Annotated in this window: 19 protein-coding genes; 11 read left to right on the top strand and 8 right to left on the bottom strand. The window is 66.1% G+C overall.

Annotated features, from left to right (window positions below):
- Window positions 1-61 precede the first annotated feature (61 nt).
- Together ACYPYD_RS17540 and pgmG are read right to left on the bottom strand one after the other, a co-directional pair.
- Window positions 62-2,518, bottom strand: a complete 2,457-nt coding sequence (locus tag ACYPYD_RS17540) for a ligase-associated DNA damage response DEXH box helicase (protein ID WP_459664485.1) — start codon at window positions 2,516-2,518, stop codon at window positions 62-64.
- Window positions 2,519-2,597: 79 nt separating this feature from the next.
- Window positions 2,598-4,016: a phosphoglucomutase/phosphomannomutase PgmG gene (pgmG, locus tag ACYPYD_RS17535; RefSeq protein WP_459664490.1), complete on the bottom strand. Its 1,419-nt coding sequence runs from the start codon at window positions 4,014-4,016 to the stop codon at window positions 2,598-2,600.
- Between the two features lie 153 nt (window positions 4,017-4,169).
- Here pgmG and ACYPYD_RS17530 point away from each other — a divergent pair, with 153 nt between their 5' ends.
- The 5 genes from ACYPYD_RS17530 (at window position 4,170) to ACYPYD_RS17510 (ending at window position 8,842) form a co-directional block, all read left to right on the top strand.
- The gene (locus tag ACYPYD_RS17530; protein WP_459664483.1) at window positions 4,170-5,705 is read left to right on the top strand and encodes a peptide chain release factor 3; all 1,536 of its coding nucleotides are present in this window, start codon (window positions 4,170-4,172) and stop codon (window positions 5,703-5,705) included.
- 89 nt (window positions 5,706-5,794) lie between these two features.
- Window positions 5,795-6,499, top strand: a complete 705-nt coding sequence (locus ACYPYD_RS17525; protein WP_036529918.1) for an endonuclease/exonuclease/phosphatase family protein — start codon at window positions 5,795-5,797, stop codon at window positions 6,497-6,499.
- A gap of 162 nt (window positions 6,500-6,661) precedes the next feature.
- Window positions 6,662-7,000 (top strand): P-II family nitrogen regulator, encoded by a 339-nt coding sequence (locus ACYPYD_RS17520; RefSeq protein ID WP_008832047.1) that lies wholly within the window; start codon window positions 6,662-6,664, stop codon window positions 6,998-7,000.
- A 14-nt stretch (window positions 7,001-7,014) separates the two neighbouring features.
- Window positions 7,015-8,325, top strand: coding sequence for an ammonium transporter (locus tag ACYPYD_RS17515; protein ID WP_008832048.1), 1,311 nt, complete (start codon window positions 7,015-7,017; stop codon window positions 8,323-8,325).
- A gap of 178 nt (window positions 8,326-8,503) precedes the next feature.
- Complete coding sequence (locus ACYPYD_RS17510) at window positions 8,504-8,842, top strand: P-II family nitrogen regulator (RefSeq protein WP_459664480.1); 339 nt, start codon at window positions 8,504-8,506, stop codon at window positions 8,840-8,842.
- A 48-nt stretch (window positions 8,843-8,890) separates the two neighbouring features.
- Here the strand turns inward: ACYPYD_RS17510 and ACYPYD_RS17505 are convergent, their stop codons facing one another.
- Entirely contained in the window at window positions 8,891-9,316 is a 426-nt protein-coding gene (locus tag ACYPYD_RS17505; RefSeq protein WP_036529919.1) for a protein tyrosine phosphatase family protein, read from the bottom strand.
- Between the two features lie 285 nt (window positions 9,317-9,601).
- Here ACYPYD_RS17505 and ACYPYD_RS17500 point away from each other — a divergent pair, with 285 nt between their 5' ends.
- The 6 genes from ACYPYD_RS17500 to queC all read left to right on the top strand — a co-directional run bounded on the left by ACYPYD_RS17500 (window position 9,602) and on the right by queC (window position 14,881).
- A complete protein-coding gene (locus ACYPYD_RS17500; RefSeq protein ID WP_211149528.1) occupies window positions 9,602-10,396 on the top strand; it encodes a cold-shock protein in 795 nt (264 codons plus the stop codon).
- A gap of 188 nt (window positions 10,397-10,584) precedes the next feature.
- Window positions 10,585-11,775, top strand: a complete 1,191-nt coding sequence (locus ACYPYD_RS17495) for an aspartate aminotransferase family protein (protein WP_036529922.1) — start codon at window positions 10,585-10,587, stop codon at window positions 11,773-11,775.
- A complete protein-coding gene (argF, locus tag ACYPYD_RS17490) occupies window positions 11,775-12,698 on the top strand; it encodes an ornithine carbamoyltransferase (RefSeq protein WP_459664479.1) in 924 nt (307 codons plus the stop codon). Before ACYPYD_RS17495 ends, argF begins: the two co-directional genes overlap by 1 nt.
- Complete coding sequence (gene hslO, locus ACYPYD_RS17485; RefSeq protein WP_051587186.1) at window positions 12,695-13,600, top strand: Hsp33 family molecular chaperone HslO; 906 nt, start codon at window positions 12,695-12,697, stop codon at window positions 13,598-13,600. Before argF ends, hslO begins: the two co-directional genes overlap by 4 nt.
- A 106-nt stretch (window positions 13,601-13,706) precedes the next feature.
- A complete protein-coding gene (locus ACYPYD_RS17480) occupies window positions 13,707-14,108 on the top strand; it encodes a DUF3617 domain-containing protein (protein ID WP_036529925.1) in 402 nt (133 codons plus the stop codon).
- 65 nt (window positions 14,109-14,173) lie between these two features.
- On the top strand, window positions 14,174-14,881 hold the full coding sequence (gene queC, locus ACYPYD_RS17475; protein WP_459664476.1) for a 7-cyano-7-deazaguanine synthase QueC: 708 nt from the start codon (window positions 14,174-14,176) through the stop codon (window positions 14,879-14,881).
- 142 nt (window positions 14,882-15,023) lie between these two features.
- Here queC and ACYPYD_RS17470 read toward each other — a convergent pair whose 3' ends face one another.
- From ACYPYD_RS17470 to ACYPYD_RS17450, 5 genes are all read right to left on the bottom strand, one after another.
- Window positions 15,024-16,037, bottom strand: a complete 1,014-nt coding sequence (locus ACYPYD_RS17470) for an OmpA family protein (RefSeq protein WP_008829062.1) — start codon at window positions 16,035-16,037, stop codon at window positions 15,024-15,026.
- 189 nt (window positions 16,038-16,226) lie between these two features.
- Window positions 16,227-16,685, bottom strand: coding sequence for a DUF2793 domain-containing protein (locus ACYPYD_RS17465; protein WP_008829061.1), 459 nt, complete (start codon window positions 16,683-16,685; stop codon window positions 16,227-16,229).
- Between the two features lie 35 nt (window positions 16,686-16,720).
- Entirely contained in the window at window positions 16,721-18,913 is a 2,193-nt protein-coding gene (locus ACYPYD_RS17460; RefSeq protein ID WP_459664474.1) for a phage tail protein, read from the bottom strand.
- Between the two features lies 1 nt (window position 18,914).
- Window positions 18,915-19,340, bottom strand: coding sequence for a hypothetical protein (locus ACYPYD_RS17455; RefSeq protein WP_459664473.1), 426 nt, complete (start codon window positions 19,338-19,340; stop codon window positions 18,915-18,917).
- A complete protein-coding gene (locus ACYPYD_RS17450; protein WP_069708839.1) occupies window positions 19,337-20,158 on the bottom strand; it encodes a DUF2163 domain-containing protein in 822 nt (273 codons plus the stop codon). The genes ACYPYD_RS17455 and ACYPYD_RS17450 overlap by 4 nt, the downstream gene beginning before the upstream one ends.
- Window positions 20,159-20,172: the final 14 nt, after the last annotated feature.

Here is a 20,172-nt window from a genome sequence, read left to right as displayed (position 1 = left end):
AAGGCTGGTCCCGCAAGGGGCACCCAAAGGGGCGGAGCGATCCGCCCCTTTTTGTTTGCCTTCAATCCTCGGCAGCAGGATCGATGCGCATGGCGACCGATGCCAGACTCTCGGCCTCCAGCAACAGGTCGTCGTCGGCCGCACCGGACGGCAGGCTTTCCCGGCCGATCATCGAGAGCGCTGGCACCGAGAGCGGGCTGATCCGGTCAAGCATCACGTGGTCGATCTCCCGAGCAGCCCGGTCGAGCACGTCGGCCACGCGGGCCACATCGGTCATCCGGGCCCGCGCGTCGGCCCAGGCCGCCTCGATCAGCAAGTGATCGGGCTCATACTTGCGCAGCACGTCGTAGATCAGATCCGTCGAGAACGTGACTTGTCGCCCGGACTTGCGCTTGCCGGGCTGCTGGCGCTCGACGAGCCCCGAGATCACCGCCACCTCGCGAAAGGCGCGGCGCAGCAAGTAGGATTGCTGGACCCAGTCGACGAACTCGTGAGTCAGGATATCGGGTGAAAGCAGCGCGGCCGGATCGTCCACCGCCTTCAGCCCCCAGACCACCAGCGTATAGTCGGTCGCGACGAAGCCCAGCGGTCCCAGCCCCTGGTCTTCCATGCGCCGGGTGATCAGCATGCCGAGCGACTGATTCGCATTCCAGCCCTCGAATGTATAGTAGCTGGTGTAGGCGAGGCCCCGATGCGGGAAGCTCTCCACCAGCAACTGGCCGGGAGCCGGCAGGTGCGAGCGCCAGTCCTGCACTTCCAGCCATTCGCGCACGTCGTCCGGGAACCGCGCCCATCCGGCCCGGTCCGCAAGCATCGTGCGCACCCGGTCGGCAAGGTGCGTCGAGATCGGCATGCGCTGGCCCATGTAGCTGGGTATCGTCGCGGAGCGCTTCGCGGCGCGCACGATGAGTTCCAGATCCTTCAGCGCTTCGACTTCCAGGTCCATCCCGGCGAAGCGGAACGTATCGCCCGGCTCAAGACTGGCGCCGAAACCTTCTTCCACCTTGCCCAGCGAACGCCCGTTGCGAAAGCGCACGTCGAGCATCTCGGCATCGACGATGATCCCCGCATTGAGCCGGTGGCGCGCCGCATGTTCGGGATGGGTCAGTCGCCAGGTCCCGTCCCTGTCGCGCACGATGCGGCGGAAGCGGTCGTAGGCGCGCAGGGCATAGCCGCCGGTCGCGACGAATTCGAGGACGCGGGCGAAGATCGTCTCGTCCACCCAGGCGTAGCTGAGTGATGAGCGTACCTCGGCGAGCAGAGCCTCCTCGCGAAACGGCCCTGCGCACGCCATCGCCATGACGTGCTGGGCGAGGACATCGAGGCCGCCGGGGCGGAAGGCGTCGCCATCGCGCTGGCCTTCGCGCACGGCCTCCTGCGCGGCGAAGGCCTCGAGGAATTCGAAGCGGTTGCCCGGTACCAGCACTGCCTCGCTGGGGCTGTCGAGCCGGTGGTTGGCGCGCCCGATCCGCTGCAGCAGGCGCGATGAGCCCTTGGGCGCACCCATCTGCACCACCAGGTCGATATCGCCCCAGTCGATGCCGAGGTCGAGGCTGGCGGTACAGACAAGAGCGCGCAACTTCCCGTCCGCCATCGCCGCCTCGACCTTGCGCCGTGCCTCGCGCGAGAGCGATCCGTGGTGGATGCCGATCGGTAGGTTGCCTTCGTTCGCGTCCCATAATGCCTGGAAGATATATTCGGCAAGGAAGCGGGTGTTGGTGAACACCAGCGTCGTGCGATGGGCCTTGATCTGTTCGATGAGCTGGGGGATCGCCCAGGTCGCCGCATGTCCGCTCCAGGGAATGCGCTCTTCGCGTGGGAGCAGGATTTCGACCCGTGGATCGGCACCGGGTTCTCCTACGACCAGTTCGACGCTGTCGATCTCGCCCCAGGGGGCCAGCCATCCGCGATATTCGTCCGGATCGGCAAGGGTCGCCGAGAGCGCCGCGCGTTGGATGTCCGGGGCCAGCGCCTGCAGCCGGGAGAGCGACAATGCCAGCAGGTCGCCGCGCTTGCCGGTAGCGAAGGCATGGACCTCGTCGATTACGATCCGTTTGAGGCTGGCGAACAGTTCCGGCGCTTCAGGATAGGATAGCAGCAGCGAAAGCGATTCGGGCGTGGTCAGGAGGATATGTGGCGGCCGCGCGCGCTGCCGGGCCTTGCGGTCGGATGGCGTGTCGCCGCTGCGGGTTTCGATGCGAAGCGGCAGGCCCATCTCCTCGACGGGCGTGAGAAGGTTGCGCTGCACGTCGGTCGCCAGCGCCTTCAGTGGCGATACGTAGAGTGTGTGGAGCCCCTCGGGCGATTTTCCGGGTCCGAGGCGAGAGGGACAGAACGCCGCGAGCGTCGGCAGGAAGCCGGACAGCGTCTTGCCCGCACCGGTATCAGCGACTAGCAGCGCGTGGTGCCCCCGATCCGCTGCGGCGAGCATCTCCTGCTGGTGGCTGCGCACCTGCCAGCCGCGCGAATCGAACCATGCCGCGATCTCCGACGGCACGGGGGAAGGGGGCGTTGTCATCGCGCGCATCGAGGGGAGCATATCGGCACTCCGGGATAAAAGCACCGCAGTGGATGCAGTTTCACGGCGCTAGAAGCCGCTATGCCCTTGCCGTTCCGGCCAATCCCGAAGCGGCGAGCTGGCCGTCGATCTGGTCCAGCAGGCGTTGCAGGCCCTCCTGCGTATCGCTTTCGGCCCGGGCGGTCAGAGCGGCCTGCGTGTTCGATGCGCGCAGGAGCCACCAGCCGTCCGGCGTATCTACGCGGACGCCATCGATCGCATCGACCCGGGCACCTGCCAGCGCAAGCCGCCGCATGACCTCCTCGACCACCGCGAACTTGCGCGCATCGTCGGCCGGGAAGCGCAATTCCGGCGTGCTGATCAGCGCGGGCGTGGCGTCGCGGAGCGCGGCAACGCTCGATTCCAGCCGGGCTGTGGCGGCAATCAACCGCAGCGCGGCGTAGAGGCCGTCGTCGAAGCCGAACCAGTCATCGGCGAAAAAGAAATGGCCGCTCGTCTCGCCTCCCAGCAATGCACCGCTGCGCTTCATCCTCGCCTTGATGTGCGAGTGGCCTGCCGGCGCCATCTCGGTCCGGCCGCCGAGGGCGCGGACCCCTTCGAAAACCGTGCGCGAGGCCTTTACGTCCGCGATTACGCCTGCGCCGGGGCGGCGTGCCAACAGGTCACGCGCGAAGATCAGGAGGAGCCGGTCGGCGTCCAGCACCCGACCCGTTCCATCGACGACACCGATTCGGTCGGCGTCGCCATCGAAAGCTAGTCCGAAGTCGAGGTTCTTCGCCGCGACCAGCCTGCGCAAGTCTGAGAGATTGGCGTCGATCGTAGGGTCCGGGTGGTGATTGGGGAACCGCCCGTCCACTTCGGAGAAAAGCAGATGATGTTCGCCCGGCAATTGCGAGATCAGACGTTCCAGAGCAGGGCCAGCCGCGCCGTTACCCGCGTCCCAGCCGACCCGAAGCCGAGAAAGATGGTTTCCATCGCAACCGGCCAGCCCCTCGAGCAGTCGGGTGACGTAAGCCGGAAGAACGTCGCGTTCCTCGATGTGGCCGCGATTTTCCGCAGCGGGGAGATCGCCGGCTGCAGCCATGCTGCCCAGCCGGACGATGTCGGCACCAAAGAACGGCGCCCCCGCAAGTACCAGCTTGAAGCCGTTGTGATCGGCGGGATTGTGGCTGCCAGTTACCTGAATGCCGCCCTTCACCTCTGGAATTGAGGCTTCGGCGAAATAGAGCATGGGGGTGGGCCCAAGACCGATGCGGATGACGTTCACGCCCGCATCGGAAAGGCCATCGACCAGAGCCTGTTCGAGCGCGGGTGAACTCAGCCGGCCATCGCGTCCGACCACGACGCCGGCCCCTCTTCCCATAATGGCCCCGAAACTGCGCCCCAGCGCATAGGCGTCCGTTTCGAACAGCGTCATGCCGAAGATGCCGCGGATGTCGTATTCACGCAGGATACTGGGATCGAAGCGGTGGGACAGGGTGGGCCTCGGCTCTGTCATGGTCGTTCTCTTGTTCGGGCGAACGTTGCGGTCACCTTTGGAGGCACCTTTAGCGCATAGCCCGCGCAGGCCAACTGTCGCCGCCCCGATCCGCGACACGCACCTGGGCGGCGGGACTTTCCTTCTTGCCTCCAGCCCACTAATAGCGCGCCGATGAGCACTTCGCCCCACCGGTCCCGCCGTACCTTCGCGATCATCTCGCATCCTGACGCGGGCAAGACCACGCTGACCGAGAAGCTGCTGCTGCAAGGCGGCGCGATCCACCTTGCCGGGCAGGTGAAGGCGCGCGGTGCAGCGCGGCGGGCGCGCTCGGACTGGATGAAGATCGAGCAGCAGCGCGGCATTTCCGTGACCAGCTCGGTCATGACTTTCGAGCGGGACGGGATCACCTTCAATTTGCTCGATACGCCGGGTCACGAGGATTTCTCGGAAGACACCTACCGTACGCTCACTGCGGTCGATTCGGCGATCATGGTGATCGATGCCGCCAAGGGCATCGAACCGCAGACCCGCAAGCTGTTCGAAGTCTGCCGCTTGCGCTCGGTGCCGATCATCACCTTCATCAACAAGGTGGATCGTGAAGGCCGCGCCTGTTTCGATCTGCTCGACGAAGTGGCGGACATGCTGGCGCTCGACGTGTGCCCAATGTCCTGGCCGGTCGGCATGGGCGGCGTGTTCGAGGGCATCCTCGACCTCGCTAGCGGCGGCATCAGCCGCCCTGAGGGTGCCTCCAAGGAATTTCTCGGCAAGATCGACAAGGGTGCGGCGCTGCCGGACGCCGTCGCCGAGGAACTGGAACTCGCGCAGGCCGGCTATCCGGAATTCGATGTCGAGGCTTACCGCGCGGGCGACCTGACGCCGGTTTACTTTGGCTCGGCGCTCAAGAACTTCGGCGTCATGGAACTGATCGACGCGATCTCGCGTCACGCTCCGCCGCCGCGGCCGCAGCCGTCGGACCAGGGCACGATCGAACCGGACAACAAGGAAGTCACGGGCTTCATCTTCAAGGTGCAGGCCAACATGGACCCGATGCACCGCGACCGCATCGCCTTCATGCGGCTCGTTTCGGGCACCTTCAAGCGCGGCATGAAGCTGACGCCCTCGGGCCTCGGCAAGCCGATCGCGGTGCACTCGCCGATCCTGTTCTTCGCGCAGGACCGCGAGATCGCGGACAATGCCGAGCCTGGCGACATCATCGGCATTCCCAACCACGGCACCCTGCGCGTTGGCGATACGCTGTCCGAGAAGAACGACGTGCGCTTCGTCGGCTTGCCCAACTTCGCCCCGGAAATCCTGCGCCGCGTGGCGCTCAAGGATCCCACCAAGACCAAGCAGCTGCGCAAGGCGCTCGATGACCTTTCCGAAGAAGGCGTCATTCAGGTGTTCTACCCGGAGATCGGCTCGCAGTGGATCGTCGGCGTCGTCGGCCAGCTGCAGCTCGACGTGCTGATCAGCCGCCTGGAAGCTGAGTACAAGGTGGAGGCGGTACTGGAAGGTTCGCCGTTCGACACCGCCCGCTGGCTTAAGGGCGACGACAAGGCGCTGCGCGACTTCGGCGAGTTCAACAAGATGAACCTGGCCAAGGACCGTGACGGCGACCCGGTGTTCATGGCCCGATCGGCCTGGGATGTGAGCTACCAGCAGGAGCGCAATCCCGAGCTGACTTTCAGCGCGACCAAAGAACGTTGAGGGGCGCCTGATCGCACCATAACGGTTCACGCAGGAACCTGACGGCGCTCCGGCGGATTGCTACACAGGCCAATCGCCGGAGCCGCTCGTTGCAGATCAAGTTCGCCAGTTACAACATCCACAAGGCTGTCGGCCTCGACCGGCGGCGCGATCCCGAGCGCATCCTGACCGTGCTCAAGGAGATCGACGCCGACGTCGTCGCGCTGCAGGAAGTCGATCGCCGCTATGGCCGCCGTATGGCGGTGCTGCCGCTCGAGGCGATCCACGCCGCTACCGATTACGTCGCTGTTCCCATGTCGATGAAGCCGGACAGCCTCGGCTGGCATGGCAATGCGATCCTCGTGCGCAAAGGTATCGACATCGTCGAGGCGGCGCCGGTGCCGCTGCCGGTGCTGGAGCCGCGCGGGGCCGTGCGGGCGGACCTCCTGATCGAGGGCAGGCGCCTGCGGGTAGTTGGCATGCACCTGGATCTCTCGGGCATCCGGCGGCGGCATCAGGTTCGTTCGGTGCTATCCCACTGCGCCGACTGCGCCGAGCGCGTGCCGACCGTGATGATGGGCGACCTCAATGAATGGGCGCAGCGCGGCGGATGCCTTCGTGAATTCGGCGTGGGCTGGCAGGTGCTGGCGCCGGGCCGGAGCTTTCCGTCCCGGCGGCCGATGGCACTGCTCGATCGGATCGTCGTGTCCGCCGAGTGGGAAGTTGTGGGAACCAATGTGCATCACAGCCCGTTGTCGGCGATAGGCTCCGACCATCTCCCGGTCTGTGCCTCGCTTGTGTTGCCTAAAATTTAGGCAACTGCCCATGAATCGGGCGACGTTGCGTGCTTCCGGCGCGATCTACGGTTTATCCACCTGTTGAATCAGCACTGATTCTTGCTGATCGGTAAATTGGCACACCCCTTGCTTAGGATCCTGTTAGCCGGCGCTGGGGCCGGTGGCTAACAGGGGATAGGCATGAAGTTCATCATAGCCATCATCAAGCCCTTCAAGCTGGACGAAGTGCGGGAGGCGCTGGGGGGCATTGGCGTCGCCGGCATGACCGTTTCGGAAGTGAAGGGCTTCGGTCGCCAGAAGGGTCAGACGGAGATCTACCGCGGCGCCGAGTACTCGACCAACATGCTGCCCAAGGTGAAGATCGAGGTCGCTGCACCTGACGATCTGGCACCCAAGATCGTCGAGACGATCCAGCAGGTCGCAAGCACCGAGGCCATCGGTGATGGCAAGATCTTCGTCCTGGACCTTGCTTCGGCCGTGCGCATCCGCACCGGCGAGGCTGGCGACACCGCGCTCTGAGGGGAGCTTTCACGATGAACCGCAAGATTTTTGCCAAGGTTTCCGGCGGAATTGGTGCGACGCTCGCGTCGCTAGCCGTTTCCACCGCCGCCTTCGCCCAGGACGCCGTGCCGACCGTCGACAAGGGCGACACCGCCTGGATGATGACGTCCACCGTCCTCGTCTTCCTGATGATCCTCCCCGGCCTCGCGCTGTTCTACGGCGGTCTGACCCGCTCGAAGAACATGCTCTCGACCATGACGCAGATCGGCGCCGCGGCCTCGCTCGCCATGCTCATCTGGGTCATGTACGGCTACTCGATGGCCTTCGGTGAGGGTGGCAATGCCTTCGTCGCCGGCTTCGGCAAGGCGTTCCTCGCGGGCGTCACCCCCGATTCGGTCTCGGGCACCATTCCCGAATACGTCTTCGCCTGCTTCCAGATGACCTTCGCCGCGATCACCGTCGCGCTGGTCCTGGGCTCCACGGTCGAGCGTATCAAGTTCTCGGCGGTCATGGTCTTCGCGGTCGTCTGGCTGACGATCGTGTACTTCCCGATCGCGCACATGGTCTGGGCACCGACCGGCTATTTCTTCGGCCTCGGCGCGCTCGACTACGCGGGCGGCACCGTCGTCCACATCAACGCCGGTGTCTCGGCGCTGGTCGCCGCGATCATCCTCGGCAAGCGCAAGGGCTTCCCGGCCGAGCCGATGCCGCCGCACTCGCTGACGCTCACCATGGTCGGCACCGGCCTGCTGTGGGTGGGCTGGTTCGGCTTCAACGCCGGTTCGGCGCTCTCGGCCAACGGCGCGGCCTCGCTCGCCATGATCAACACTTTCGTCGCCACCGCTTCGGCAGGCCTGTTCTGGATGCTCGCCGAGCGTCTGGCGGGTCACAAGGGTTCGGCCCTGGGCTTCTGCTCGGGCGTCGTCGCCGGTCTCGTCGCGGTCACCCCGGCAGCGGGCAACTCCGGTCCATTTGGTGCCATCATCCTGGGCGCTGTGGCTTCGATCATCTGCTTCTTCGCGGTCAGCAAGCTCAAGCCGATGCTCGGCTATGACGACGCGCTCGATGCATTCGGCGTCCACGGCATCGGCGGTATCGTCGGCGCCATCGGCACCGGCATCGTCTATGCCCCTTCGCTCGGCGGCCCAGGCAAGGCGGACTTCGCCATCGGCCCGCAGTTGGTGATCCAGATCGAGGCGGTCCTCGCCACCGTGGTCCTCGCGACCGTGGGCACCGTGATCGCGATCTTCATCGCCAAGGCAGTCACCGGCCTGCGCGTCACTCCCGAAGTCGAAGCCGATGGCCTCGACATCGGCGAGCACGGCGAGCGCGCCTACAACTAAGAATCTCCAGTTTGGCGGCGGCGGGAACTTCCTCCTCTCCTCCCTCCCGTCGTCGCCAACCGATGTTCCTCCTGCGAACACAACCTTCAAAGGGCCGGAGCCAGCCGCTCCGGCCCCTTTTTTATGCATGCGACTTGTGGGATGCTGTTTCAGCGGGGTGACGAGTGGGGGAACGCGCATGAAGTACGTCACGGCCATCATCAAGCCGTTCAAGTTCACCGAAGTGAAGGAGGCGCTGGCTGCTTCCAGCGGGTCGGGCCTGACGGTTTCGGAAGTCAGCGGGCACGGCCGCCAGAAAGGGCAGACCGAAGTTTATCGCGGCGCCGAGTATACCTCGAGCATGTTGCCCAAGCTGCGGCTTGAGATCGCGGTGACCGACGAGATGGCGCCGCGCGTCATCGACATCGTCCGCGCACACGCCAACAACGACGAGATCGGCGACGGCAAGATCTTCGTGTTCGCGCTCGATCGAGTCGTGCGAATCCGCACCGGCGAGCAAGGAGACGACGCGCTCTAGCTTTCGGCGGCGCCCATATTATGGATCGCTCGCTCGGACGTATTCGGCTTAGCGACCGGCGGACAGCATTTCGATCAACTGGCGCACCGGGCTGACATCATAACCTGCGCCGGCTGCCTTCGAGGCGATCACCGCCGGGCTGTCGCCGGCCTTCGCGCGGGCCAGTGCCCACAACAGCGTCGAGCGCGTGCCCGAGCGGCAATAGGCGAGCACCGGCCCCTCTATATCGAGCGCCTGTTCCATCGCATCGACCTGCGCCTGACTGAACCCGGCGTGAGTCACGGGAATCGCGACGTAGTCGATACCCGCTTCCCGGGCCGCGGCCTCGATGGCGTCGCCCGGGGTCTGGTCCTCGCTCTCGCCTTCGGGGCGGTTGTTGACGATCCGCACGATTCCGAGTGCCTTGGCCTCGGCGATCATGGGGATGTCGATCTGGGGGCTGGCGAAGACGGTCTCGGTAATCTGGCGGAACATCTGCGCATTCTCCCGTAGTCGAGCGGCCGGGCGGTGCCGGAAACCGGCCTTCAAGCCGCTTCGAGGCAATCAGGCAAGCCCATTCGTCGCTTAAAAACCGCTAATTCGTCGTGAAGCGCTGCAAGGACCCCGCATTTCCGTTCGCCATCGCGTTTGGAGTCGTGTAAGAGTCATGTTCGCAGGAGAGGGCTGGGCCTTAGCCCGGTCGCTTGCCTGACGTTTGGCGTGGATCGTCCGCCCGCCTGACGAATACTTCTGGGGCGCAGCGAAGGTACGCTAGTAGACATGGGTTTTGATAGAGGTCGTCGCGGAAGGGGACGCGACAATAAGCGGGGCGGAGAAGACGAGTTCGATCCGTTCTACGCTGGTGGCGGAGATCGCTTCGGTGGCGGTGACCGTTTCGGTGGCGGCGGCTTCGGCGGCGGTGACCGCGGCGGCTTCGGCGGCGGCGGCAGCAGCTACGGTGGCGGCGGTGATCGCGGCGGCTTCGGCGGCGGTGGCGGCTTCGGCGGTGGTAACCGTGGTGGCGGCTTCGGCGGCGGTGGCGGCGGCTTCGGTGGTCGTGGCGGCGGTGGCGGCGGCGGTATGCCTGCCCAGGTCGTCGGCCAGGGCAAGGGCGTCGTGAAGTTCTTCAACGCAGCCAAGGGCTTCGGCTTCATCCAGCGCGATGAAGGCGGCGACGATGTGTTCGTGCACATCAGCTCGGTAGAGCGCGCCGGCCTCGAAGGTCTGGCCGAAGGGCAGCAGCTCGAATTCCAGCTCGTCGATCGCGGTGGCAAGGTATCGGCTACCGACCTCGTGGTCGTTGGCGATGTGATCCCTGTCGCCAAGCGCGAGCCGGCGCCGCAGCGCCAGCTCACCGGCGAGAAGGCTACCGGCACGGTCAAGTTCTTCAACTCCATGAAGGGCTTCGGCTTCATCACTCGTGATGACGGCCAACCGGACGCATTCGTGCACATCAGTGCGGTCGAGCGCTCGGGCATGTCCGGCCTCAACGAAGGCGATCAGGTTGAGTTCGACATCGAGGTCGATCGACGAGGCAAGTACTCGGCGGTCAACCTGCAGCCGCGTCAGGGTTGATCCTGCCTGCACTCCTCCGGGCCAGAACTCCTTAAGGACGTTTGACCCGGAGGCTGCAAACATCTAAACGCGCGCAAATGGCGGTCCGGTGGGGCCGCCATTTGTCGTTTGCGATCTTCAAAGCGAGATTTCTCTAAGGCCCGCCAAGACCCGCGTTCTGGGGGCTCGATTCTGCAAGGAATGCCGACATGTCGATTACCCCGCTGATGCCCGTATATCCCCGGTGCGGCGTGCGTCCCGTTCGCGGCGAACACTGCCATCTCATCAGCGAGGACGGTCGCCGTTTCCTCGACTTCGCCAGCGGCATCGCGGTGAACGCGCTCGGCCATTCGCATCCCGGCCTCGTCGGCGCGATCCAGAAGCAGGCCGAGACGCTGATGCACGTCTCCAACCTCTATGGCAGTCCGCAGGGTGAGGCCGTGGCGAAGCGTCTCGTCGATCTGACGTTCGCGGACACGGTGTTCTTCACCAATTCGGGCGCCGAGGCGGTGGAGTGCGCGATGAAGACTGCGCGCGCCTATCACCAGTCGGTCGGCAACGACCAGAAGTACGAGTTGATCACCTTCAACCAGGCCTTCCACGGCCGCACGATGGCCACGATCAGCGCTTCCAGCCAGGAGAAGATGCACAAGGGCTTCCTACCCTTGCTGCCCGGCTTCAAGTACGTCGAATTCAACGATCTGGAGGCTGCGAAGGCCGCGATCGGTCCGAACACGGCAGGCTTCATGGTCGAGCCGATCCAGGGCGAGGGCGGCATCCGCATCGCCACCGACGAATTCCTGCAGGGCCTGCGCGCGCTGTGCGACGAGCATGACCTCATGCTGATCCTCGACGAAGTGCAGAGCGGCGTCGGCCGCGCCGGGACTTTCTTCGCCTATGAGCAGTACGGTATCGAGCCGGACATCATGGCGACCGCCAAGGGCATCGGCGGCGGCTTCCCGGTCGGCGCCTGCCTCGCCACCGAGAAGGCGGCGCGCGGCATGGTCGCGGGCACGCATGGCTCGACGTACGGCGGCAACCCCTTCGCCATGGCGGCGATCGGCGCGATCCTCGACGTGATCCCGGACGAGGCCTTCCTCGCCGACGTGCGCGCCAAGGGCGAGCGGATCAAGGCTCGCCTTGAGCAGTTCATCGGCAACTATCCCGACCTCTTCGAACTGGTGCGCGGGCGCGGCCTGTTCATCGGCCTCAAGATGAAGGTCGAGCCGCGCGCCTTCGTGGCGCACATGCGCGACAACCACGGGCTGCTCACCGTCTCGGCGGGCGACAACGTGGTGCGCGTGCTGCCCCCGCTCGTCATCGATGACAGCCACATCGACGAGTTCATGGAAAAGCTCTCCGCCGCAGCGGCGGACTACAAGATCGAAGCGAGCGTGTGATGAAGGATTTCCTCAGTCTTTCCGACGCGGGCGGCGACACGATCGCCGCCATGATCAACGACGCGATCGACCGGAAGGCGGCGCGCGCCGGCTGGGCCAAGGGCCGCGCCGACGCCGATGCGCCGCTGGCCGGACACACGCTCGCGATGATCTTCGAGAAGAACTCGACCCGCACCCGCGTCTCGTTCGACATGGCCATGCGCCAGCTCGGCGGCTCGGCGCTGATCCTGGAGGCGGGCTCCACGCAGATCGGTCGCGGCGAATCGATCGCCGACACCGCGCGCGTTCTCAGCCGTATGGTCGACGCGATCATGATTCGCACCGACGACCACGCCAAGATCGAGGAACTGGCGCATTACGCCGACGTCCCCGTCATCAACGGCCTGACCGACCTGTCGCACCCGTGCCAGATCGTCGCCGACCTGCTGACGATCGTGGAGCACGGTCACGCGCTGCCCGGCCTCCAACTGGCGTGGCTGGGCGACGGCAACAATGTCGCCAACTCGCTGATCGAGGCGGCGGGGCTGATGAAGTTCACCATCCGCATCGGCGGCCCGGCGGGCTACGAGCCGGACGCCGGTTTCATCGCGCGCTGCCGCGAGGCCGGGGGCGAAGTCATCCTCACCAACGACCCGCACGAGGCTGTGGCCGGGGCGCAGGTCGTGGTCACCGACACCTGGGTCTCGATGGGCCAGCCGGGCGGCGAGCAACACGTTGCGGCGATGCAGCCCTATCAGGTCAATGCCGCGCTGATGGCCGCTGCCCGCCCCAAGGCGACCTTCCTCCACTGCTTGCCCGCGCACCGCAATGAGGAAGTGACCGACGAGGTCATGGATGGTCCGCAGTCGGCGGTGTGGGACGAAGCCGAGAACCGCATCCACGGTCAGAAGTCGGTCCTGCTCTGGGCGCTCGGCAAGCTGTGATCGAGGACGACCTGCTGCGCGACGATACCGGCTTCGACCGAGTCCTGTCGTTCACCGTGCCCGCGCGCCATGTGCGCGGGCGCATGGTGCGGCTTGGCCCGGTGCTGGAGACGGTGCTGTCGGCGCATGACTATCCCAAGGTCGTCAAGCATGTGCTGGCCGAGGCGCTGGTGCTGACCGCGCTGATGGGCTCGCTGCTCAAGGACGAGAACGCCCAGCTGACGTTCCAGGCGCAGGCCGAGGGCGGCGCGGTGGACCTGCTGGTCTGCGACTATCGCAACGGGGAACTGCGCGGCTATCTGCGCCACGATCCGGAGATGGTCGGGGCGCTGGAGGAGGACTGCTCGCTCGAGACGATGTTCGGCAAGGGCTTCCTGGCGATCACCTTCGACCTTGCGACCAGTGGCGAACGCTATCAGGGCATCGTGCCGCTGGAAGGCGCGTCGCTTGCGCATGCCTGCGAGAGCTATTTCGCGCAGTCGGAGCAGCTGCCGACGCTGATCCGTATCGCGGTCCGCTCGAACGGGCCGCGCTGCGTCGCGGGCGGCATGCTCGTGCAGCATTTCCCCGACGGCGAGGAAGGCCGTGAACGCCTGCACGTCAAGGAAGACCATCCGGACTGGGAGCATGTCGCGATCCTGTCTGGAACGGTGCAGGCCGCCGAACTGGTCGATCCGGTGCTGACGCTGGAGGAACTGGCGTGGCGCCTGTTCCACGAGGAAAGCGAAGTACGGGTTGAACCTTTGCTTCCGCTGAGCCGTGGCTGCCGTTGCACCGTCGAGCATTATCGCTCGATCCTGTCCAAGTTCCCCGAGGATCAGCTGGAGGACATGCGCGACGACGATGGGCACATCCCGGTCGATTGCGCGTTCTGTTCCAAGGTTCTGCGCGTCCCGGCCTGAGTAGCACAAGCGAGCGTCATACTCTCGCCACACCTATGAGTGACTTGAAATCCGGGGCGCCCCTGCCGATGTTGTGAGCGGCGGGACGTTTTCAGGGTGCGACGGAATGTTTTCGAAGTCTTCTCTTGCAGTGTTTGGACTGGCCGCCTGTGTAGCGGCAGCACTGCCGGCTTACGCGCAGCAGCAGTCATTGGGCATGCTCGATGCATTGGCACACGGTGGCTGGGAACTGCGCGAGCGCGGTGGTCCGGTGCGCAACATCTGCCTCGACAGTGGACGTCGGCTGATCCAGCTGCGCCATCCGGGGGCACCGTGCAGCACTGTCGTGGTCGAGGACAAGGCCGATCAGGTCACCGTGCAGTACACCTGTCGCGGACAGGGCTATGGCCGCACGCAGATCCGGCGTGAGACCGATGGCCTGGTTCAGATCGACAGCCAGGGCATCGTCAACGGCCTGCCTTTCGCGTTTTCCGCCGAAGGGCGCCGCACGGGCGATTGCCGCAGCTGAGTCTGCCGAAGACCTTGCGCATTTGATCGTTGTCGTCGCGGCGTCAGGGGCGTAGCGGGGCAGTCATGCATGAAGAGACAACCCCGCAGCCGGGCTCGGCTGCTCCGCAGGCCGTGGTGCTGCTTTCCGGCGGCCTCGATTCCATGGTCTGTGCCGGGATCGCGCGTGAACGCGGCTTCGCGGTCAATGCGCTGACCATCGACTACAACCAGCGGCACCGGCGCGAACTGGACGCGGCGGCCGAGATCGCCAGCTTCGTGGGGGCGCAGCGTCATGTGGTGCTGCCGCTCGATCTGCGGCGCTTCGGCGGCTCGGCGCTGACCGACGACATCGCCGTGCCCAAGGACGGCGTCGGCGAGGATATTCCGGTCACTTACGTGCCCGCGCGCAACCTCGTGTTCCTGTCGCTGACACTGGCCTGGGCGGAGGCGATCGGCGCCAACGACATCTTTATCGGCGTCAACGCGCTGGACTACTCGGGCTACCCGGATTGCCGCCCGGAGTTCATCTCGGCTTTCGAGAACATCGCTACGTTGGCGACCAAGGCCGGGGATGAGGGGCAGAAGCTGCGCATCCACGCGCCGCTCCAGTTCATGAGCAAGGCCGACATCGCCCGTGAGACGGACCGTCTGGGGCTCAATCCCGGCATGAGTTGGTCGTGCTACGATCCCCAGCCTGACGGGCGGGCCTGCGGGCTGTGTGACAGTTGCCGCCTGCGCAAGGGTGGCTTCGAGGAAGCCGGGCTCACCGATCCGACGTCTTACGCGGTCTGATCTTCAAGCCCCGTACAAAAGAAAGCCCGGCGAGCGATCTTGCCGGGCTTTTTCGTGTCTGGAAGGCGGCTCGCGTAACGCGGGCAAAAGAAAAGGGGGCCGGATTGCTCCGACCCCCCGATCTTGTACCGTTGCCGGTCGCTTACATGCCCGAACCCGGACCGTAAGTGATCTCGACGCGACGGTTCTGCAGCTCGCGCACGCCGTCCGCGGTCGGAACGCGCGGGTTGGCTTCACCGAACGCCTGGCTCGAGATCGAGCCGTCGGGGATGCCGTGGCTGGTCAGGTACGAACGGACCGAAGCGTTACGACGCTCCGACAGGCCCATGTTGTACTTCGGCGTACCCGAACGGTCGGTGTAGCCGGCCAGCATGATCGGCACGCTGTCGCAGTTCGCGTAGGCGCTGACGGCGCTGTCGAGAATGGTCGACGCTTCCGGCGTGATGTCCGACTTATCCCAGTCGAAGAACACGATGTACGGACCCTTGTTGCAGACCGGAGCCGGCGGCGGGGGCGGAGGAGGCGGCGGCGGGGGCGGCGGCGGGGGCGGCGGGGGCGGCGGCGGAGCAGCCGGTTCGCCGAAGTTGTACGCCAGGGTGCCGAGCAGCGAGTGCGAACGCCAGCGGGTGCTGATGTTCTCACCGGCCGGGCCGACCAGGTCGACGTTCGACACGTTCATGAAGCGATACTTCAGACCCACATCCCAGTGCGAGCTGATCGGAGCACGGATGCCCGCGATTGCCTGCCATGCGAAGCCGGTGTCCGAATCGTCGATCACGTCAGCGTGGACGCGAGCGACACCGGCACCACCGCCGACGAAGCCCTGCAGGCCGTCGTCCGGACCGAAGTCCAGAAGGCCGTTGACCATGAACGACAGGTTGCTGACGTCAGCGCCGCCGGAGTTCTTGATCGCAGCCTGGCGATAGCTGGCTTCGGTTTCGAGACGGAACGGACCGAAGTCGTAACCGAGCACGCCGCCGCCGTCGAAGCCCTTCTTGAAGTCGATCGTGGTGCTGGTACCGTCAACGACAGTGTCAGCGTCTTCGACGATCATGCCACCGAAGTCGAGTTCGAGATACCACGACTTGTCGCGCGCCAGCGCGGGAGTGGCGAAGGCGGTCGAAGCCAGCGCCAGTCCAAGGACGAGTTTCCTCATACGTTTCCCCTACAAAGAGATTTGGAGCCACCGAGTGCGAGAGTGTCTAACCCCTTGGCTTTACGTGTGCAAGCGCACATTGAGCGCGACTGTTGCAAATTTGTCGCGTTTGCGGGGGCTTGGGAGGTTGTTGCGCCCTCACTATCCAGAATCAGCAACACCTCTGCAACCCCTGTTTCCTTGCGCACGTCAAACCGAGGGCAGAATACCCAAGGCCTGGAGAGCCGCGATCAGATCGTTGATCGCGGTCCGAGCCTCCCCATCAACACTCGTCCCGCCAAGTGGTTCCACGGGGAGCGAACCTTTTCTCCAGAAACCGAAAAACAGCATTTCGGCCCCGCGCGAGGCATCGAAGACGCGCAGCCCGTCGCGGGGAGCTACGAAGGCCCAGCCGCCGCCGCGGCGCAGCGCGACGGCACCGTCCTGCCCGGACCATTCGCGAGTAGCGCCCGAAGCGACGATCCAGGCATCGTTTTCCAGGGAATTTTCCGGAGGCGTCGCCGCTTCGCCGAGCACCAGGCAGTGCATCAATGCATCACTCAGCAGAAGTGCCTCGTTGACGAAGGCTTCCTTATGGGCCTGCCCGGAATGGAGTAGCGGCAAGGCGAAGCGAGGGCTGGCATCGGTGAAATTCAGCAGTTCGGGCATGGCGGATCTCCGTGGGTTTCGGTCAGGGCCGTTCGTCAGGAAACAGGGGCTAGCGGCAGGGGCAGCGAGAGCGCGTGCGTGCCCTGCTGACGCACCTGGAACATCGCGTCGGCGTTGTGGGCGTATCGGGCGAGCACGGCGGGCTCGATGCGAAGTTCGGGTGCCTCGGTCGTCCAGGCGGCCAGGGGGGCGTCGAGCGGACCGAGCGTCACGAGGTAGCGCTCAGCCTGTTCGACGAGGGGTACATCGATGCCATCCGCCCACGACCATCCGCCACGCGCGCGGCGGGTCCATGTGAACGTCCAGGCGCCGTCTGCGGCAATGGCCCGGCGGGCATGGACCGGCGACAACGGGCGCAGCGTGATCCCTGCGAGGTATACGGGAGACGCTACCGGATCCGGGTCGCCACGTCCTTGCGCGAGGACTTTGCGCGAGGGCGAGGAGCCGAGCAGCCCGGCGTCCAGGGAGGCAAGCCCGGTGCCCGGCAGCACGAATGCCTCGCCATCCCCGTGCGCAGCGACGGCGGCTTCGGTCCCGCCACGACCGCGCAGAAGGCCTTCGAGCCGCCAGCGGCCCTGACCAAGAGACGTCGCCAGCAGGAACTGCACGATCTCCTCGCCGACGAACGCCAGGTTCCCTCCTTCGCCAAGGCGGCGCGTGTCGATGCTCGCCAGTTGCATCGCGGGATCGACGAGTTGGATTTCCAGCTGAGTGCCGCGATCGAGCTGCAGCGGATCGGCGCCGGGCAGCCGCGACAGCGCCGTGCCCATGATCGCGCGCGTCCGGCCGCTTTGGCCAAGAGGCTGCAGCGCGCCGTCACCTTGGTCTGCGTAGAGCGCCGCGCCGGTCCACCCCGCTTCGGTGCCGGAGACTGCTGCCACGGTGCGCACCGCGTCGGACGACCCTGCTGAAGGATCGAACGGGAGTTCGAACGCGGCGAGGCGGGTCTCGCCGGCCGGGCGATCAGGCGCGGGATTGCCACGTCCCGGATCCGAAGCGAGTGCGGGCGGCGTCGTCGCTCCCGGTGGAAGGGCGCGCTCCAGCGAAAGTTCGACGCCGCCGTCGTGCCACTCCCATGCCTGGATGCGCCAGTGTCCGGCGATGCCGGGCAGCGTGACCCGTGCGCCCGGCGCGACTCGCGGGTCGAGTTCGCAGGTGCGCCACGATATGCGGTCGCGGGTCCAGTCGATCCGGCGGGCGGCGCGTTCGATCATGGTGCGGGCCGTAGCGGCTCCGAGTGCGGCGGGCAGATCGATGGCGCCCGGTTCTGCGGCGAGGCTGCGGCCGGTCGCCCGCTGGAGGCTGGCCTGATAGTCGCGCTCGACGTCGTAATAGCGCAGGATGGCGGGCGGACTGTCGGAGGGCGCGGCACGGTGCCGGGTGAAGCCGGTCCGCGCGCCGAAATCGTCGTCTGCAGTCGCGATGGCAGGCTCGGCAAGGGCGATGGCGGCGGTTTGCCGCCGGTCGCGCGCGACGACGAGATTCTCGCCCGAGGCATCGATTTCGAGCGGAAGTATCTGCGCGAAGGTCTGCAAGTCCGACGCGGGAGCGCTTTCGCTGGTGTAGCCGACGACTTCGGCGAGAGCGACGTTCGCATCGATCTCGTCGATCGCGTCGCCGACGATGTCCTGCAGCGAGAAGTCGTCGTCGGCGATGACCTCGAAGGTCAGTGACGGGATGCGGTTGTAGAAGCCCGAGAGATCGAGGTCTTCGAACACCACGTAGGCGAGGCCGCGATAGGCGGGGCAGCGTTCGGCACCCTCGGCTGAGGCGATCAGCGGGTCCGGCGGTTGACGGCCCGCCCCGTTATGGAAGCGCAAGGTCCCTGCGGCCTTGAGCTCCCCGTCGGCGCCGCGTAACAGCTGGCCGTCAGCCCAGATACGGCCGAGAGCGCGGATCGGCCGACTGGCGAGGGCGACCGCGAAGTTGGCGGAGTAGCCGTAAGTCGTCACGGATGGTCCGCCCTTGCCGGTGCCTTGCACCTCGCTGCGTTCGACAAGGTCGGTCGCCCAGATGACGGAGCCTGCCGTACGCATGCGGCCGAAGTGACGGGGCAGGACTTGTCCGTAAGTCGAGGTGGTTAGCGCCAGTTCCTTGAGGCGGGGGCCCTCGCGGCCGGTCGAGCCGAACAGTGCGGTGTCGAACTGGCGTCCCACCAGCGAGCCGATCGCCCCTCCGAGGGGGCCGCCCAGCATGGTGCCGATACTTCCGAAGACGAGCGTGGCCATGTCAGTTCCTTGGATTTGGCGCGAGGCGCCAGTGGTGCAGGAGAGGCCAATCGGGTGGCAATGCACGATGGACGACCCGGCGAAGGCCGGCATGGGCATGGACCACGCTGGTGCCGCAGATCACGATGGCTAGGTGCAGCTGGCAGGTGGAAGGGCGCAGCATCAGCACGTCGCCGGGCAGAAGCGTGTCCCCTACCGGCTCCAGCCCCAGCCTTTCGAGGTCGAGCCGGACAGAGGGAACGATGCGGGTGCGCAGCGGGTAGCCATTGGCAAGGCGCACCGCTCGGCCGGACCGCGCGAACGCGGCTTCGATGACGCCGACGCAGTCGAGACCGACGCCCGGCTCGCGCCCGTGCAGACGGAACGGCGTACCCACCAGCGTTAGCGCGGCAGCAGCAAGGCGCGCGCCCGTGACTGCGTCCGTCACTGCACCGGGCCGGGATATCGGGTGAGCATATCGTTGCCGGGCAGGAACGGCTCGCCCCGAAAGTTGACGGCATTGCCGAAGCGCTGCGAGCAGGTGCCGAGCGTGTGGTCGCAGCCTTCGCGCAGCAGGGCTCGGGTGCCGGGCTCCATGGCATCGGCAAGGGGAACGTCGAGGATCAGGCCGTTTGCGCCCCCGCCCATCACGTCCATCTGGATTCCGGCCTGAGGCCCGTCGATCCAGCGCAAGCGCCCGCCCGCGTGATCGGCGGCATCGGGGGCGCCTTCGAACAGCGCGGCATTGGTGGCGGCGTCGATGCCGAGCAGGCGCACTTCGCGGCTGAACTTTTGCGGATTGAGGTTGCACCCCGGCGCGCAGAAGATGGAGCGGCAGGCGGGGCTGGTGCGCGGCGTGGGATCGCGCCACAACTCGGCCTTGCGCGAGACGAGTTCGGCGGAGAAGGCGCCGTCGTCTTCGCTGACCGTGCCGATGGTCCCGGCGTAGAGCACCTCGCGCTCCAGCGTTTCCCAGTCGACGAGGCCGATGCGGACCTGGGCGCCGTCGAAACGTCCGGCGGCCAGGTCGGCGCTGTCGATCGCCTCGTGCGTCAGCGAACCGCGCACTTCGGCGCTGTCGGGCTCGAAGTCGGCGCTCTTGCGGATGGCGCTGGGCACCATGCCGGGCGAGGCCCGGTGGAGCACGCCGTCAAACCAGAGGTCGCGGTCGTGCGAAGTGAACCCCAGCGCCACCCCGTCGCCGCGCAGGATGCGCCAGAAGGTGGCGACGGTTTCGAGGTCGTCGGCGAACCAGCGGCGGGTCATGACGCCTCCCGGAT

The organism is Novosphingobium sp. 11B (assembly GCF_054589055.1).
The sequence above is the reverse complement of the archived record's forward strand: the minus strand, read 5'-3'. Positions and strand labels throughout refer to the sequence as shown.

Excerpts from the sequence above, each read along its gene's own strand:
- ACYPYD_RS17520 (WP_008832047.1), top strand. The coding sequence starts at position 6,662 with ATGAAGTTCATCATAGCCATCATCAAGCCCTTCAAGCTGGACGAAGTG.
- ACYPYD_RS17505 (WP_036529919.1), bottom strand. The coding sequence starts at position 9,316 with ATGTTCCGCCAGATTACCGAGACCGTCTTCGCCAGCCCCCAGATCGAC.
- ACYPYD_RS17480 (WP_036529925.1), top strand. The coding sequence starts at position 13,707 with ATGTTTTCGAAGTCTTCTCTTGCAGTGTTTGGACTGGCCGCCTGTGTA.
- ACYPYD_RS17495 (WP_036529922.1), top strand. The coding sequence starts at position 10,585 with ATGTCGATTACCCCGCTGATGCCCGTATATCCCCGGTGCGGCGTGCGT.
- ACYPYD_RS17460 (WP_459664474.1), bottom strand. The coding sequence starts at position 18,913 with ATGGCCACGCTCGTCTTCGGAAGTATCGGCACCATGCTGGGCGGCCCC.
- ACYPYD_RS17510 (WP_459664480.1), top strand. The coding sequence starts at position 8,504 with ATGAAGTACGTCACGGCCATCATCAAGCCGTTCAAGTTCACCGAAGTG.
- ACYPYD_RS17515 (WP_008832048.1), top strand. The coding sequence starts at position 7,015 with ATGAACCGCAAGATTTTTGCCAAGGTTTCCGGCGGAATTGGTGCGACG.
- pgmG (WP_459664490.1), bottom strand. The coding sequence starts at position 4,016 with ATGACAGAGCCGAGGCCCACCCTGTCCCACCGCTTCGATCCCAGTATC.
- ACYPYD_RS17450 (WP_069708839.1), bottom strand. The coding sequence starts at position 20,158 with ATGACCCGCCGCTGGTTCGCCGACGACCTCGAAACCGTCGCCACCTTC.
- ACYPYD_RS17470 (WP_008829062.1), bottom strand. The coding sequence starts at position 16,037 with ATGAGGAAACTCGTCCTTGGACTGGCGCTGGCTTCGACCGCCTTCGCC.
- argF (WP_459664479.1), top strand. The coding sequence starts at position 11,775 with ATGAAGGATTTCCTCAGTCTTTCCGACGCGGGCGGCGACACGATCGCC.
- ACYPYD_RS17500 (WP_211149528.1), top strand. The coding sequence starts at position 9,602 with ATGGGTTTTGATAGAGGTCGTCGCGGAAGGGGACGCGACAATAAGCGG.
- ACYPYD_RS17530 (WP_459664483.1), top strand. The coding sequence starts at position 4,170 with ATGAGCACTTCGCCCCACCGGTCCCGCCGTACCTTCGCGATCATCTCG.
- queC (WP_459664476.1), top strand. The coding sequence starts at position 14,174 with ATGCATGAAGAGACAACCCCGCAGCCGGGCTCGGCTGCTCCGCAGGCC.
- ACYPYD_RS17540 (WP_459664485.1), bottom strand. The coding sequence starts at position 2,518 with ATGACAACGCCCCCTTCCCCCGTGCCGTCGGAGATCGCGGCATGGTTC.
- ACYPYD_RS17465 (WP_008829061.1), bottom strand. The coding sequence starts at position 16,685 with ATGCCCGAACTGCTGAATTTCACCGATGCCAGCCCTCGCTTCGCCTTG.